Genomic DNA, 15,820 nt, shown 5'->3' with positions numbered 1-15,820 from the left:
TTACCCCATGCATTGTTTGCTAAAGTTGGGATCAAAAGGAACAGGATAGTCACCGTCAAAACAGGCCTTGCAGAAATTGAGCTCCGGGTTTTCAACGCCGGAGGCTTCCAGCATCCCTTCCACACTAAGATAATGCAATGAATCCAGTCCCAGGTATTCGGTTAGTTCAGCCAGGGGCATTTGGGCGGCAATCAACTCGCCCTTGGAGGAAAAATCAATACCATAGTAGCAAGGATTTTTATGGGGGGGACAGCAGACCCGCATGTGAATCTTTTTGGCGCCCAGCTCCCGCAGGGCTTTGACCCGGGTTTTGGCCGTGGTGCCCCGGATAATGGAATCCTCAATGATGATAATTTCCTTGCCTTTTATCACTTCTCGGACCGGGTTGAGTTTTACCCTTACGGCAAAGTCCCGCATGGACTGGGTGGGCTGGATAAAGCTTCTGCCCACATAATGGTTTCGGATCATGCCCATTTCAAAGGGGATGCCCGATTCTTTTGCATAGCCGATGGCGGCATAATTGCCTGAATCCGGGAAGGGCATGACAAGATCTGCTTCCACGGGGGCTTCCTGGGCCAGACGTTTGCCGAGAGCTTTTCGCATCTGGTAGACATTTTTGCCGTCAATGGTCGAGTCGGGTCTGGCAAAATAGATATATTCAAAGATGCACAGGGATTTATGGACTGCAGCCTTGGGGTGCTGGATGCTTCTAATGCCGTCTTCGTTGATGATGACAATTTCCCCGGGCTCCAGTTCCCGGATAAATTCCGCCTGGATCAGGTCAAAGGCACAGGTTTCAGATGCCAGCACATAGTGGCCGTTGAGCTTGCCCAGGGCCAGGGGCCTGAATCCGTTGGGATCTTTTATGCCGATGACCTCTCCCTTGCAGGTGAGAAGGACCATGGAATAGGCCCCTTTTATCTTGGATACGGTATTTAAGACAGCTGTTTCAATATCGCCTTTGATCAGATTTTTAATGAACAAATGGAGGAAGACTTCTGAATCCATGGTGGTCTGGAAGATGGAGCCGCTTTCTTCCAACTCTTCTTTCAGGGTATGGGCATTGACCAGATTTCCGTTGTGGGCAACGGCATAGGATCTATGGCGGTGGTTGGCCACAAAGGGCTGGGCATTTGTGATCACCGAATCCCCGGTGGTCGAATAGCGCACATGCCCGATGGCAGATCCCCCTTCGATACGGGCCAGATCTTCCATGTTAAAGATATCATGGACAAGGCCCATGCCTTTGTGGGAAAAAATCTTATCGTTGATGCCCCGGTTTACGGAGATGCCGGCACTTTCCTGACCTCGGTGCTGGAGGGCATACAGCCCAAAATAGGTAATTTGGGCGGCTTCCGGGTGTCTATACAGGCCGAAAATTCCACATTCGTCCTTGGGCCGCTCACTTGCGTCAAATATTTCTTGGTTACACATGGTGGTTTTCCTGGTGATAATACTGGATCGGGTTGATGGATAGCGGTGCTTTTTTCATGGCCTTTATGGCAGAGCATATTGCCTTGGTGCCGTCGGTGGTGGTGGCATAGGGGATCTTATATTTAATGGCTGCCCGCCTGATTTCATATCCATCCCTCTGGGTCTGGCTGGAGGAACCGGTGTTGAGAATCAGTTGGATTTCGTTATTTTTTACGGCATCCACCACATGGGGTCTGCCCGAGGAAACTTTTTTCACCATCTGGGCGGGAACATTGTTTTCCTTTAGAAAGCGCGCCGTCCCTCTGGTTGCCATGATGGTGAATCCCATGGCATGGAAATCCTTGGCAACGGACAGGGCCGATGCCTTGTCCTTGTCCTGGACGGAAATAAAGACCGTCCCTTCCAGGGGCAAGCGTTGTCCGGCGGCAAGCTGGGCCTTGGCAACGGCGGCGCCCAGATCCTTGTCAATGCCCATCACCTCGCCGGTGGATTTCATTTCAGGACCCAGTACCGGGTCCACATTTTCAAACCGGTCAAAGGGCATGACCGCTTCTTTAACACAATAATAGGGGGGGATGATTTCCTTTGTAAACCCGAGTTCCGCGAGACTTGCCCCCAGCATCACCTTGGTGGCAAGTTTTGCCAAAGGTACGCCGATGGCCTTGGAAACAAAGGGGATGGTCCGGGAGGCCCTGGGGTTGACTTCAATGATATACACCTTGTTGTTCATGATACCGAACTGGATGTTCATCAACCCTTTGACCTGGAGTTCCTTTGCAATATTCCTTGCTGCATCTGCCATTTCATCAATATGGACCTGGGAGATGGAATAGGGCGGCAGAACACAGGCAGAGTCACCGGAATGGATCCCGGCCTCTTCAATGTGTTCCATCATGCCGCCGATGATGGTGGTTTCTCCGTCTGAAATGGCATCCACGTCCAGTTCAAAGGCCTCTTCTAAAAATTTATCAATGAGGACCGGTTTGTCTGGGGAGGCCAGGACGGCTAGATCAAAATATTCCTGCAGGTCCCCTTCATCATAGACAATTTTCATGGCCCGGCCGCCCAATACAAAGGAGGGTCTGACCATGACCGGATAGCCGATGTTCCGGGCCACGCTTTGAGCTTCGTCATAGGAATGTGCAATGCCGTTTTCAGGCTGTCGCAGCTTAAGTTTGTCCATCATGGCCTGGAACAGATCCCGGTCTTCTGCCCGGTTAATGCTTTCGGGGCTTGTCCCGATGATGGGCACCCCGGCCCGTTGCAGGTCCATGGCCAGATTTAAGGGGGTCTGGCCGCCAAACTGGACAATGACCCCAAAGGGATTTTCCTTTTCCACAATGTGGAGCACGTCTTCCAGGGTAACGGGTTCAAAATAAAGCTTGTCCGAGGTATCATAGTCCGTGGAGACCGTTTCCGGATTGGAGTTGACCATGATGGATTCCACCCCCTCTTCCCTCAAGGCAAAGGAAGCATGGACACAACAATAGTCAAACTCAATCCCCTGGCCGATGCGGTTGGGCCCGCCGCCCAGGATAATAACTTTTTTAACGTCCGACACCCTTGCTTCGCACTCGGATTCATAGGTGGAATAATAATAGGGGGTCACGGCTCGAAACTCTGCAGCACAGGTATCCACAAGTTTGAACACGGGCACAATACCCAAATCCTTGCGGCGCTGTTCTATCTGTTTGTCCGTGAGTCCCCCGGACATGAACGCCATCTGTTTGTCGGAAAATCCGTATTTTTTGGCCTTTTCAAACAAGTCCCTGGGAAGATCCTTGCCCGCAAGGGTGATCTGTTTCTCCAGGTCTACAATTTGCTTCATCTGGTGAAGGAACCAGGGATCGATAAAGGTCAGTTCATGGAGCATGGTGATGGGCATGCCGTGCTCCAGGGCATATTTGATGTAAAAAAGTCGCTGTGAATTGGGGGTGGACAGCTTGTATTCCAATTCGTTACCTGCCACACTGCCGGTTGCCGGATCCTTGCCGTCGGCACCGAATCCTGATCTGCCGATTTCAAGGGATCGCAGTCCCTTTTGAAAGGCTTCCTTAAAGGTTCTGCCGATGGACATGGTTTCCCCCACCGATTTCATGGCGGTACTCAAGACATCGTCGGCTTCGGGGAATTTTTCAAAGGTCCACCTGGGGATTTTGACCACTACATAATCAATGGAGGGTTCAAAACAGGCCAGGGTTTCGCCGGTGATATCGTTGGGGATCTCGTCCAGGGTATACCCGACGGCAAGTTTTGCCGCAATTTTGGCAATGGGGAACCCCGTGGCCTTGGAGGCCAGGGCCGAACTTCTGGAAACCCGTGGGTTCATCTCCACGATAATCATGTCCCCGTTTTCCGGATTTATGGCAAACTGAACATTGGAGCCGCCGGTATCCACCCCGATTTCCCGGATAATGGCAATGGAGGCATCCCGCAGTCGTTGGTATTCTTTGTCCGAAAGGGTCTGGGCCGGGGCCACAGTGACGGAATCGCCTGTGTGAACGCCCATGGCATCGATGTTCTCTATGGAGCAGATGATCACCACGTTGTCGGCATGGTCCCGCATCACTTCGAGTTCATACTCTTTCCATCCCAATACCGATTCTTCCAGCATGACCTGGGTGTTCAGGCTGGCGTCCAATCCTGCCTTGCAGAAAGAGGCCAGTTCTTCAGCGTTGTAGGCCACCCCGCCACCGGTACCGCCCAGGGTGAAACTGGGCCGGACAATTATGGGAAATCCGATGCGTTTTGAGACATCTTCCACCTCGTGCATGTTGGTGGCAAATCCGCTTTTGGGAATCCGCAGACCGATCTTGTTCATGGCATTTCGGAAAAGTTCCCGGTCTTCGGCCTTGTTGATGGCATCAATGGAGGCACCGATCATCTCAACATTATAACGTTCAAATATGCCGGTTTTTTCAGCCTCAATGGCGGTGTTCAAAGCCGTTTGACCGCCCAGGGTGGGCAGGATGGCATCGGGTCTTTCCCGTTCAATGACCTTGCACAGGGTCTCCACGTTAACCGGCTCAATATAGACCTTGTCTGCGGTTTCAGGGTCCGTCATGATGGTGGCGGGATTTGAATTGATAAGAACCACTTCAAACCCTTCTTCTTTCAGCGCTTTACAGGCCTGGGTTCCAGAATAGTCAAACTCACAGGCCTGGCTGATAATAATGGGGCCGGCACCAATGATCAGGATTTTTTTTATGTCGTTACGCTTTGGCATGTTTCATCATCTCTGCAAACTGGTTAAAAAGATAGGCGGCGTCATGGGGCCCCGGGGATGCTTCCGGATGATACTGAACGGCAAAGGCCTGAACCGTTTCGTTTTTAAGTCCCTCAAGGGAGTCTTCATTCAGATTGATATGGGTGAGGATGGTAGCCTCCTTGCCCAGGCTGTTGAGATCCACTGCAAATCCATGGTTCTGGGAGGTAATTTCCACACGGCCCGTGGCAAGATTTTTCACGGGCTGGTTGCCCCCCCTGTGGCCGAATTTGATCTTCAGGGTTTTACCGCCCATGGCAAGACCCAAAAGCTGCATCCCCAGGCAGATGCCGAAAATCGGCGCAACGCCAAGAAGGGCCTGTATGGTCGCCACCGCATAGGTGACCGGTTCCGGGTCCCCTGGGCCGTTGGACAGAAAAATTCCGTTTGGATTCAGATTTTTGATGGTTTGGGCAGACGTTGTTGCCGGTACCACCAATACTTCACATCCGACCCGTTCAAGGCAGCGAATGATATTGTATTTAATCCCGAAATCAAGGGCCACCACCGAGTGTCGTTTGCCTTTATGGTGCCAGATCAGGGGATCTTCAAGTTTTTCAATGTTCACATAATCCGGCCGGTTATGTTTCCAGAAATAGGGCTTTTTTGTGGTAACACTCCCCACAAGGTCCCTGCCCTCCATGGAGGGAATCTGTTTTGCACGTTCCACCAGAGAATCGGGGTCAAGGTCAGCGGTTGAGATAATGGCCCGCATGGCACCTGATTTTCGAATGTGCCGGGTCAGGGCCCGGGTATCTAAGTCCTCAATTCCCAGGACATGTCCCTTGATCAGATAATCGGCCAGGGTGCCTCTGGATTGAAAATTGCTGGGAAAATCCTGGTATTCTTTGACAATAAATGCTGTGACCTGTATCCGGTCCGATTCAATATCATCTGGGTTGACACCATAATTTCCGATCAAAGGGCAGGTCATGGTCACCATCTGTCCTGCATAGGACGGGTCTGTCAAAATCTCCTGGTACCCGGTCATGCTGGTGTTGAAGACCACTTCCCCGCTGGCTTCTCCCTGTCCTGTAAAACTTCTACAGGGAAAGGTCCTGCCATCTTCAAGGGCTAATAATGCTTTCATATCGGTTTGCACCTGTTCAAACTTATGGTTGATAAAATTAATCCGGGGATTCCCCGGATTTAAAATCCCCCTGCAATCGTTTTATAAAACGAACCTATTTAATTACCATATATTACGCCTTTTTTGCAAGCCTTGTATTTATCCTGTTTAAAAGAGAATGTTGGTGCCCGATGTGATGCATGGTTTAAGAAAGATCAGGGATTTGTTTGCAAAGCCGTGTGAATACGTGTAAACTAATAACTTAACGTAGCCAGTCAGATTTGGGATAAGCCAAGCTGCGTATCATCCATTAATTAAGGTTTTTATGTCTTTGTTACGCATTCGTTACCAGACCATAGAGTTTGGTGATGTGGATATTCATGTCCGAACTTTACGCGACAACCTGGAATATCTTGACGTCGGCGGTGTTGCCGAAAAGTTAGGAATATCGTCGGCCACATGGCCTTTATTCGGAGTGGTTTGGCCCTCCAGTGAGGTCCTGGCCCATCATATGCTTGATTATGAGATCTCAGGCAAGCGGATACTGGAAGTGGGGTGCGGCATTGCATTGACCAGTCTGTTGCTGAACCATCGGCTTGCAGATATCACGGCGACGGATTACCATCCGGAAGTGGAATCCTTTCTTTTGAAAAACGTTGAATTAAATGAGGAGAAGGCCATCCCATTCGTCCGCACGGGATGGGGGGATGAAGATAGTGGTGGTTTGGGCGTGTTTGATTTGGTTATCGGTAGTGATATTTTATACGAGAGATGTCATACCAGCCTGTTGTCCGGTTTCATTGAACAGCATGCAAAAGCAAAATGTGACGTGATCCTTGTCGATCCGGGGCGGGGTCACCATGCCAATTTCAGTAAAAAAATGGTGGCCCTGGGCTATTCCCATACCCAAAAAAAGCCAGCCTCAGACTATTTGGACAAACCGTTTCCGGGGCAGATTTTAAGTTATCATCGGTAAAGAATAGTCGGTAAAGAATGGATTGATAAGCTGGGAAGGGTTTTGTATAAATATCGATTGGGCCTTGTTTTTCTTAACGGGGATCACCCAGAACCGCTCTGATGGTAGTGGCAAGTTCTCTTGTTATGACAGGCTTCATCAGATACCCCTGAATACCCATCTCCTTGCTGGTGTCTGAATTGATCTGGTCACTGAATCCCGAGCAAATGATAACAGGAATATCAGGCCGTATGGATCTGATTTTATCGGCAAGCTGGATGCCTGTCATCTGTGGCATGGTCATATCGGTAATGACCAGATCAAAGGCATCGGGATTTTCTTTGAATAGGGCAAGGGTCTCAACGCTTCCTGTCATGGGGGTCACGTGATACCCCAACCGTTCAAGGATCTGTTTCTCCATTTTGATGATCATTTCTTCATCATCAATGATGAGAATTCTTTCCCTGCCGCCTTGAACAGGCTCAGACAGGTCAGAGCGATCAAGGCTTTTCATTTTTTTCATGATGGGTAGATAAATATGAACTTCGGTTCCCCTTCCCGGTTCACTATACACATGGATGGCACCATTACAGCTTTTAATAATGCCCTGGACCACTGAAAGCCCCAGGCCGGTTCCTTTGTTTGTTTCCTTGGTTGTAAAGTAGGGATCAAAAATTTTATCCATTAATGAGGGTTCAATACCGGTTCCGGTATCAGTGATTTTTAACCGGGCATAATTGCCCGGGAGTAGTTCTGAAAACTCCAGAGGGATAGCGTCGATTTGGGTCTGTTCCAGAACAATGGTCAGCCGTCCGCCGGATTTTTCCATGGCGTGGTAGGCATTTGTGGCAAGATTCATGACAACTTGGTGAATCTTGGTGGCGTCCGCCACCACCATGCCACAGTCAGCATCTATCTTTGTCTGGATATCAATGGTTTTCGGGATGGAGGCATTTAAAAGCGTAAGGGCCTCTTTCAGAGTGGACTGAAGTCTTACGGGCTTGAGTTCCTGGTTGCTTTGGCGGCTGAATGCAAGGATTTGTTTGACCAGATCTTTTGCCCGCAAAGCTGCCTGAAGAATCTGGGTAACACTTTCCTGCTCACGGCTTTCCCGGGGCAGATCTTCCTGGAGCATTTCAGCAAATCCGATAAGGGGATACAAGATATTGTTAAAATCATGGGCAATCCCACCGGCAAGGGTGCCGATGGCTTCCATTTTCTGGGATTGCTGGAGCCGGGTTTCTAATTTGGCTTGCTCCGCTTCTTGTTTCTTGCGGTCGGTAATATCCCGGGAAATACCCAGAACACCGATGCATTGCCTCTCATCATCATACATGGGCGTCTTTACGGTTTCTGAAATTTCTCGATGACCGTCATCGGCATAAACAAGATTTTCTTCATTTATGGTGGGCACGCCTGCCGTTATGGCAGCTCTGTCTTTTTCCCTGAAAGAATCCGCCAGGTCAGAGCCCACAAAGTCATAATCGGTTTTGCCGACGATCTGGGCTTCTTTTGCACCAAAGAACTGCTCAAATTTAGAATTACAGGACAGATAGACTCCCTCAAAGTTTTTCAACCAGACCAGATCGGGGATGGTATTGACCAATGTTTTCAGGCGACCCTCATTTTCCCTTAAAGAGGCTTCAGCCTGGTTTCTTTCCAAGATTTCTCCCTTCAGGAGGGAGTAGGAATCATTCAGGTTTATCCGCATGTCATTGACGGAACCGGCAAGGATATCAAATTCATCTTTCCCCCAGCTCCTTTTATACCGCTTAAGGGAAAAAGGCGTTTCCAGGGTCGCAACCTCCAGGGAGTTGGTATAATTTACCAGGGCATAAAGGTGCCGGGCCACCAGGAAATAAAAAATAACAAACATAAACCCGGATACCAGAAACAGAAGAATACTTTGGGAAATGATGATGGCAATGGCATCTTTCATCAGGCGATTGTGCAGATTTTTTAAGGTAAAAATCAGGCGAAGCCTTCCCAGTGAAATCGTTTTATCTCCATATGTATAGGTCAAGGGGAATATTTTTATGATAACATGCTCATCTGTAAACACCCCTGCTTTTACAAGGGCTTGATCCTTATACACCACATCAATATATTGAACATCCCCAAGCTTCATCAATCCGTTAATCTGGGTGGTTAAAAGCTGGGTATCAGATACCCACAGGGTATTGATAATGCCGGGCAAATAGCTCTCTTCAACCTGGCGGATACTTTTTTCTATGGCACCAAGCCCGGCATGATACCCCATATATAATTGCATCCCGGTTAGAACAAGTGTCACCAGAAAACTGAATAACAAGATACACAAAATAAATTTTTGGGCAATTCCCCATCGGAGAATGGATTCTTTTTTAAACTTGTCAGGTATCATCACATTTCTTTTTCATAAATTTATTAAAAGTTTTGATGAATAAAGCGGTCATAGGTGCCGTCTTTTTTCATTCCCCTGAGGGTGTTTACAATGTCAGGAATCAAGTTTTGATGTTTTTTATGGAGGTACAAGAATAAATCACTGATAACAATGGGCGGAACAAGCGGGGTGATCCGGGAATATCCCAGTTTTTCTAAAGCAGCCTTCCCGGTGCTCTGGCCGAAGATACCTATTTGGGCCCGATCTTTCTCAAGAAGGGTGAAAAGCAGTACTTCATTTTTCACAACCGTTATGGCCCGGGCATTTTTTAATTCACGCTCACAATTTCTCCAGCCGTTAACATAGGTCACATGATATGGTAACAAACTTTTCCATCCGTTTATTTTTATCCCTGTGTTCTTTGAAAAAGCTATTATCCGGTTCTCGGAAATTTTTTCCGGGACTTTGATCAAATTTGGATATCTTTGTGTGATGCCCTCTGTTCTTACAAAATTACCATCCTCTGTGCCATTATTGGCATTGATCAATGACCGTTTGGAAGGCATGGGGAAAATTTCAACGCCCACGCCCATTCGGTTAAAACATTCTGTGAGCATCTCATTCATGACCTTGCTCCGGACATGGCTCTGGTCATCCGCCGTTGTTAATTTGAGCCGTGTCTGGGCAATTGAACTGGATGAAAATACGAAGATTAATATCGCAATAAGATATAATTTATTGATGATTATCTCCTATAAACAGGCTGGCTAATTGCTTTTGAACTTTCCATGGAAAAAGGCCACAGATTGTTTTATGGATTCTTTAAACCCACCCAGAAATAGGTAAGCTTACACCATATTTTGGAACAGAACAAATGGAATTTTAGGCCCGGGTTTATCTTGCTTAATTTTTCGGGCAATATTATGGTATGCAAGACAACAACCTTTAATATCAGGCAGGCGCATGTATCCCACACCGGACCTAAAATTGATTGACCGTATTTTTCCAAATCTTGAACTTTCCCTGTTCACCCTTTTAAAAAAACGGCTGGCCTCTTTTTATGAGGGGCTTGAAAAAAATGGGATTGAAATGGCCCCTATGGTCCAGACGCCTGATTTTATAAGGGTCATGCTGTTCAGTGAATATTTTGCCGTCACCATCTCTCAAAATCCTGGTCTCTATCAAACACTGGTCAACTCAGGGGATAATTCCCGCTCCTATTCCCCGGTTGCCTATTGTGATAAACTTAAAATAGCCCTGGCCCGGGAAGCATTGGATACGGCCTTCGTTAAAGAGACCCTGCTTCAATTTAAACTCTATGAATCCATCCGCATTGCATGGCGGGACCTGACAGGTATGGCAGGGCTTGAAGAAACCTTAATGGACCTGTCAAACCTTGCCGAAAGCTGTGTCCGGCAAGGGATTGACTTTTTATACGATGATTTTTGTCAGCGCTTTGGCGTCCCGGTGGATAGCCAGGGGATCCCACAGCAACTTATTGTCCTTGGCCTGGGAAAGCTTGGGGCCAGGGAACTGAATTTTTCATCTGATATTGATCTGATGTTTGTTTATCCAAGACAAGGGGTTACCACAGGCAAAAATCCCATTTCCAACGATGACTTTTTTACCCGACTCTGCCGGGATTTTTTAAAGCTGTTCACCATGGGGGGCGGCATCAATTTTTTCCGGGTGGATACCCGGTTACGACCCTTTGGGGACAGTGGCCCCCTGGTCATGTGTGCTGCGGCCTTTGAAGATTATTACCAGGCCCAGGGCCGGGAATGGGAACGGTATGCCATGATAAAGGCACGACCCATTGCCGGAAATATTGATGAGGGAAATCTTCTGCTCAAGGGGTTGAATTCCTTTATTTACCGCCGGTATTTTGACTATGGTTCCTTTGATTCTTTCCGGGAGATGAAACATAGGATAACGCTCCAGGTAAAGAATAAAAAACTTAAAGACAATATCAAGCTGGGGGCTGGCGGCATCCGGGAAATTGAGTTCTTTGGTCAGTTGTTCCAGCTTATCCGGGGCGGTGTGGAACCAGAACTTCAGGAGCAGCAGATCCTCAAGGTGCTGGATTTGTTGCACCTTCACAAGTGTATCAATCTCAAGACCCGGCAGGATTTAAACGAGTCCTATCATTTTTTGCGGCGGGTGGAAAACAGGCTCCAGGAATACCAGGATCTCCAGACCCATGATATACCGGAAAAAGCGGACCAGCGTCTGATTCTGGCCCTGTCCATGGGTTTTGATTCCTTTGAAGTCTTTTATCAGGAATTAACACAGGTTCTGGACCGGGTCCACGGCCATTTTTCACTATTATTGGTCACCGAAGAGGAGGAGAACACAGACACCCAAACCCGACATCTCAGGGAAATGTGGACCAACATCAATGACCCCCAGTTTGCATCCGATGCCCTTGAAGTGGTAGGATATGGGGATCCGGATCAGTTATTGACAAGTTTAAGAATCCTTGCCGACCACCCCAACACCCAGCGCCTGACCTCCAGCGGTCAAAAAAAATTAGCCCGGCTCATGCCGATGCTGGTAAAAAAGGCGGGCCGGGAGCAAGATGCCCAAACTCTCCTCAGCAAATTGATCGACCTTATCATCACCATTGAGCGTCGAACCTGTTATCTATCTCTCCTCATTGAAAACAAGGGGGCCCTGGATACCCTGATTGTCCTGGCCCAAAAAAGTCCCTGGATTATTACCTTTCTGAGCCAGCATCCGGTGTTATTGGATGAACTCATGCACCCGGCCACTTTGTATGCGCCCCCTAAAAGGGATGCACTTGAACGAGAAATGGTAGACCGGATGAAAAAGATTCCTTCTATGGATGTGGAATATTTGCTGGAAGAACTGTGTATTTTTCGCCAGATCAATACCCTGCGGGTGGCTGCAGCAGATGTTAGCGGGAATTACCCCCTCATGAAAGTCAGTGATCATCTGACCTATATTGCAGAAACAGTCCTGTCCCAGGTGCTTAAAATTGCCTGGGACATTGTGACCCGAAAATACGGGATCCCCCAGGGTATGGACCCCAACATAGATGCTCCCCAGGGGTTTGCCATTGTGGCCTATGGAAAAGTGGGAGGCCTTGAAATGGGATATAAATCAGACCTGGACCTTGTCTTTCTCTTTCAGGCAGAAACCGGCATGACAAGCGGCATACCAAACGGCATGAAAATGGGAGGGGACCTGTCCCCGGGCAGATCAATTGACAATGTGTTGTTTTATTCAAACCTGGGCCAGCGGATCATCCGGCTTTTAACCATGCATACCTCTGCCGGCACTCTCTATGGTGCGGACATGCGGCTTCGGCCCGGGGGCGCTTCTGGCATGATTGTTTCCCAAATTGATGCCTTTGAGGAGTATCTTGTAAACCAGGCATGGACCTGGGAACATCAGGCCCTGATAAGGGCCCGGCCTGTGACAGGAGATCCTGCCCTCTTCGCTCGGTTTGACAGAATCCGGGAAGCCGTGCTGGGGAAAAAACGGGACCCTGGCACCCTGCAAAAAGAGGTCAGCGATATGCGCGAGCGCATGCGAGAAGAACGTCTGGCCCATGCCAGCGGTCTGTTTGATCTGAAGCAGGATCCCGGGGGCATTGTGGACATCGAGTTTCTGGTTCAATACCTTATTTTAAAAAATGCCCACAGGTTTCCCGATGTCCTGGTGTGGACCGATAATATTCGCCTCATGGAAGCCTTGAGCGTTGAAGGATTGATTTCAGGGGCACAAAGCCAGGTGCTCCAGGAGGCATATGTGGGAATGCGAAAGGCGTTGCATCGATTGACCCTCCAGGAAAAAAATCTGGTTGTGCCCGATGAGCTGTTCAAAGAGACGGCCACTGCCGTGGCAAAAATTTATGATTCCTACTTAAAACTATAAAATTAGAAACAGGCTCAAACTAGGCCAATAGGTGATGATCAGAACCGACAATAAAAGCACCAGCATAAAGGGAATGGTGGCCCGGTAGATGTCCACTATGGGTTTGTTGAACCGGTAGCTTGCAATGAAAAGGTTCATGCCCACCGGCGGTGTAAAATATCCAATCTGCATATTGGCCAGAAAAATAATTCCCAGGTGCACCGGGTGGACCCCGTATTCCAGGGCCACGGGCAGCATCAGCGGCACCATGATGATGATAGCTGAAAAAATATCCAGCATGGCCCCCAGGATCAGAAGGAAAATATTCAGCAAAATTAAAAACACCAGTTTACTGCTCACAAATTTCTGGCACAGGGCAAACAGCTTCATGGGGATTTCGGCGTCAATGAGAAAATTGGTGAGGGCCAGAGAAACCCCGAGAATCAGTAATATTCCCCCCACCATGACCATGGATTCCCGGATAATAGTGGCCAGCTGGGATAATTTGATTTCCCTGTAAATAAACACTTCCACCACCAGCACGTACATGGCTGTAACCGCCGCCGCTTCGGACACGGCAAAATATCCTGAATAGATCCCGACAAACACAAAAACAGGCAAGGGAATTTCCCATGCCGCGTCCCGGATGGCAGTAAAGGCATTTTTCCAGGAAAATTTTATCAGGGGGATGGGATTTTTCTTGTTGACCCAGATGCTCCACAAGGAGAGCATGAAAATCATGAGAAGGGCCGGAAAAATACCGGCAATAAACAGATCCTCAATGGAGATCTCAACACCTCCCCCCATCTGCTGGGCAATAATCCCGTATAAAATTAATGGAAGAGAGGGGGGCAGCAGCAGCCCCAGACTGCCCGAAGTGGTGACAAGGCCTAGACTGAAATCATCCTGGTACCCAGCCTGTTTCAATGCAGGGTACAACAGGGCGCCCATGGCAACGATGGTCACTCCCGAGGCCCCGGTAAAGGCAGTAAAAAGGGCGCAGACCACAAAGGCCACAATGGCAAGGCCACCGGGCATCCATCCTAGAAAGGCCTGGGTCAGCCGGACCAGGCGCTGTGAGGTATTGCTTTCCCCCAGGAGATAGCCGGCAAAGGTAAACAAAGGCAGGGCCAGCAGAATCGGGGTATCGGCAATCCGGTACAATTCGATGGCCATGACGGAAAGATCAATCTGGGCCATGTAGAATCCGGCCATGGCCGCCGCAATGATCACCGTGAACAAAGGGGCCCCAAAAAAGGCCATCAGGATGAGTATGCCGATAAACAGATATATCATGGTTTTTTGACCGCCTTTTTTTGGGTCACCAACTGGACAAAAAGCTGTATTGAAAACAGAGCGTACCGAAGACTGATCACGGCAAAGGCAATGGGGATAATACTTTCGCAGACCCAGGCAGGCACATTGGCAAAGGCAATGAGGTTCTCTCCCATTTCCATTCGCACAAAATCCAGACTAAACCAGGCCATGAGCGCTGTGACCACGACGGTAAACACATGGGTGACAAGATTTGAATACCGTTTAATGCGGGGGGGCAGATATCGGGAAAGGATGTCAATACTGATGTGGTTATCGGTTCTGCTGGCGACCATGGCACCGATGAGACCGATCCAGAGTACCAAAACCCGGACCAGGGAATCCCCCCATATAATCCCGGAGTCAAAGAAATTTCTTAAAAAAATCTGGAGAACGGCCATGGTGATCATGAACAGTAGGAGGCCTACCAGAATGCTGTCTTCAATTCTTTGAACCAGTAAGACAAGGGGGCGTAAGGCGCCAAATTTATTGGTCATGGGTCTTGGTTGGTTCCTTGGTGTGAAATTCTTTTAAAAGGCGGTCCATTTTATCCACCACATCCTTGGGCAGGGTACCGGATTCCACCATTTTTTTAGATGCATTTCCCGCTGTTTCTCTCCATTCATTTCTGATGGGCTTATCCGGGGTGATAAATTTAATTCCCTGGTTTTTCAATGCTGCAATGGCCTTGCTGTCATCTTTCCGGTTTTGAAGATCAATTTGATTGAAGGCATGGGTCATGACCCGGGTGACGATTTCCTGGTCCTGGGGGGAAATGGCTAAAAACTTTTTCTTGTCGATGGCCAGGACCGCATGGAGATAAATCAAGGGGATATTGGTAACATATTTAATCTGGGTGTGCCATTGAAGTACAATGGCCCCCACAGGAGAGGTGGCCACCGTGTCAATAAGACCTGACTGCAGGCTGGTTCGAACGTCTGCTATGGGCAGGGGAATGGGAGCGACGCCAAAGGCTGCAACCGCATCCTGGGAAAGCTTGTCATTATCCGGAATCCAAACCTTTCTCCGCTGAAGGTCTTGAACGGTTCGAATGGGTTCCTTGGACATGATATAGGCAAATCCCCCACCGGCAATTCCAAAGGTGACAAACCCGGCCTTGTTCAGTCCGTCAATTATGAAGCTGTCCATGTGTTGCCGGACATAATCCACCTCGTCCAGAGTTGTAAATTTCATGGGCTGGGAATAGATCTGGTTTGCCGGGAAATAAGCGGACAGACTTCCTGCCACAACCGCCCCGCCCTGGAGCTGACCAATTCGGATTTTCCGAAGTACGGCCTTGTCATTGCCCATGACGCCGCCGGGATAAAATTTAAATTTTACCCGGTTTTGGGTTTCCGTGGCAACCTCTCGGGCACCCTGGCGCATTTGTTCCATCCACATGGAACCTTCGGGTGATATGGTGGCAATTTTAAAGGTGGCGGCGTATCCGGGTGCAAAACCCGATAATACGAGTAATAATACCAGGGTAAATTGTTTGATAAAGGTCATCTGTTTCTCCAAAATCATGGATTCAATGGGCTG

Annotated in this window: 10 protein-coding genes; 2 read left to right on the top strand and 8 right to left on the bottom strand. The window is 48.7% G+C overall.

The genetic code is table 11. The annotated features are described in order from the left end of the window. From purF to carA, 3 genes are read right to left on the bottom strand one after another with little or no spacing between them, the layout of a single operon-like run. Complete coding sequence (gene purF / locus ACZ45G_RS28330; protein ID WP_464173941.1) at positions 1-1,434, bottom strand: amidophosphoribosyltransferase; 1,434 nt, start codon at positions 1,432-1,434, stop codon at positions 1-3. Continuing rightward, a complete protein-coding gene (gene carB / locus ACZ45G_RS28325; protein WP_464173940.1) occupies positions 1,427-4,660 on the bottom strand; it encodes a carbamoyl-phosphate synthase large subunit in 3,234 nt (1,077 codons plus the stop codon). The genes purF and carB overlap by 8 nt, the downstream gene beginning before the upstream one ends. Continuing rightward, entirely contained in the window at positions 4,647-5,789 is a 1,143-nt protein-coding gene (carA, locus tag ACZ45G_RS28320) for a glutamine-hydrolyzing carbamoyl-phosphate synthase small subunit (RefSeq protein WP_464173939.1), read from the bottom strand. Before carA ends, carB begins: the two co-directional genes overlap by 14 nt. A gap of 304 nt (positions 5,790-6,093) precedes the next feature. Between carA and ACZ45G_RS28315 the strand changes: the two genes are divergently transcribed. Then, entirely contained in the window at positions 6,094-6,744 is a 651-nt protein-coding gene (locus ACZ45G_RS28315) for a class I SAM-dependent methyltransferase (protein ID WP_464173938.1), read from the top strand. 73 nt (positions 6,745-6,817) lie between these two features. Here ACZ45G_RS28315 and ACZ45G_RS28310 read toward each other — a convergent pair whose 3' ends face one another. Further along, positions 6,818-9,106, bottom strand: a complete 2,289-nt coding sequence (locus ACZ45G_RS28310; protein WP_464173937.1) for an ATP-binding protein — start codon at positions 9,104-9,106, stop codon at positions 6,818-6,820. Positions 9,107-9,129: 23 nt separating this feature from the next. Continuing rightward, complete coding sequence (locus ACZ45G_RS28305) at positions 9,130-9,711, bottom strand: hypothetical protein (RefSeq protein ID WP_464173936.1); 582 nt, start codon at positions 9,709-9,711, stop codon at positions 9,130-9,132. Positions 9,712-10,048: 337 nt separating this feature from the next. Between ACZ45G_RS28305 and glnE the strand changes: the two genes are divergently transcribed. Continuing rightward, a complete protein-coding gene (glnE, locus tag ACZ45G_RS28300) occupies positions 10,049-12,985 on the top strand; it encodes a bifunctional [glutamate--ammonia ligase]-adenylyl-L-tyrosine phosphorylase/[glutamate--ammonia-ligase] adenylyltransferase (protein WP_464173935.1) in 2,937 nt (978 codons plus the stop codon). Here glnE and ACZ45G_RS28295 read toward each other — a convergent pair. From ACZ45G_RS28295 to ACZ45G_RS28285, 3 genes are read right to left on the bottom strand one after another with little or no spacing between them, the layout of a single operon-like run. Beyond that, the gene (locus ACZ45G_RS28295; protein ID WP_464173934.1) at positions 12,980-14,260 is read right to left on the bottom strand and encodes a TRAP transporter large permease; all 1,281 of its coding nucleotides are present in this window, start codon (positions 14,258-14,260) and stop codon (positions 12,980-12,982) included. The two genes, glnE and ACZ45G_RS28295, sit on opposite strands and share 6 nt — an antisense overlap. Then, positions 14,257-14,775, bottom strand: coding sequence for a TRAP transporter small permease (locus tag ACZ45G_RS28290; RefSeq protein ID WP_464173933.1), 519 nt, complete (start codon positions 14,773-14,775; stop codon positions 14,257-14,259). Before ACZ45G_RS28290 ends, ACZ45G_RS28295 begins: the two co-directional genes overlap by 4 nt. Then, on the bottom strand, positions 14,765-15,787 hold the full coding sequence (locus tag ACZ45G_RS28285) for a TRAP transporter substrate-binding protein (protein ID WP_464173932.1): 1,023 nt from the start codon (positions 15,785-15,787) through the stop codon (positions 14,765-14,767). Before ACZ45G_RS28285 ends, ACZ45G_RS28290 begins: the two co-directional genes overlap by 11 nt. Between the last annotated feature and the right edge of the window lie 33 nt (positions 15,788-15,820).

The organism is Desulfoconvexum algidum (assembly GCF_055382125.1).
The sequence above is the reverse complement of the archived record's forward strand: the minus strand, read 5'-3'. Positions and strand labels throughout refer to the sequence as shown.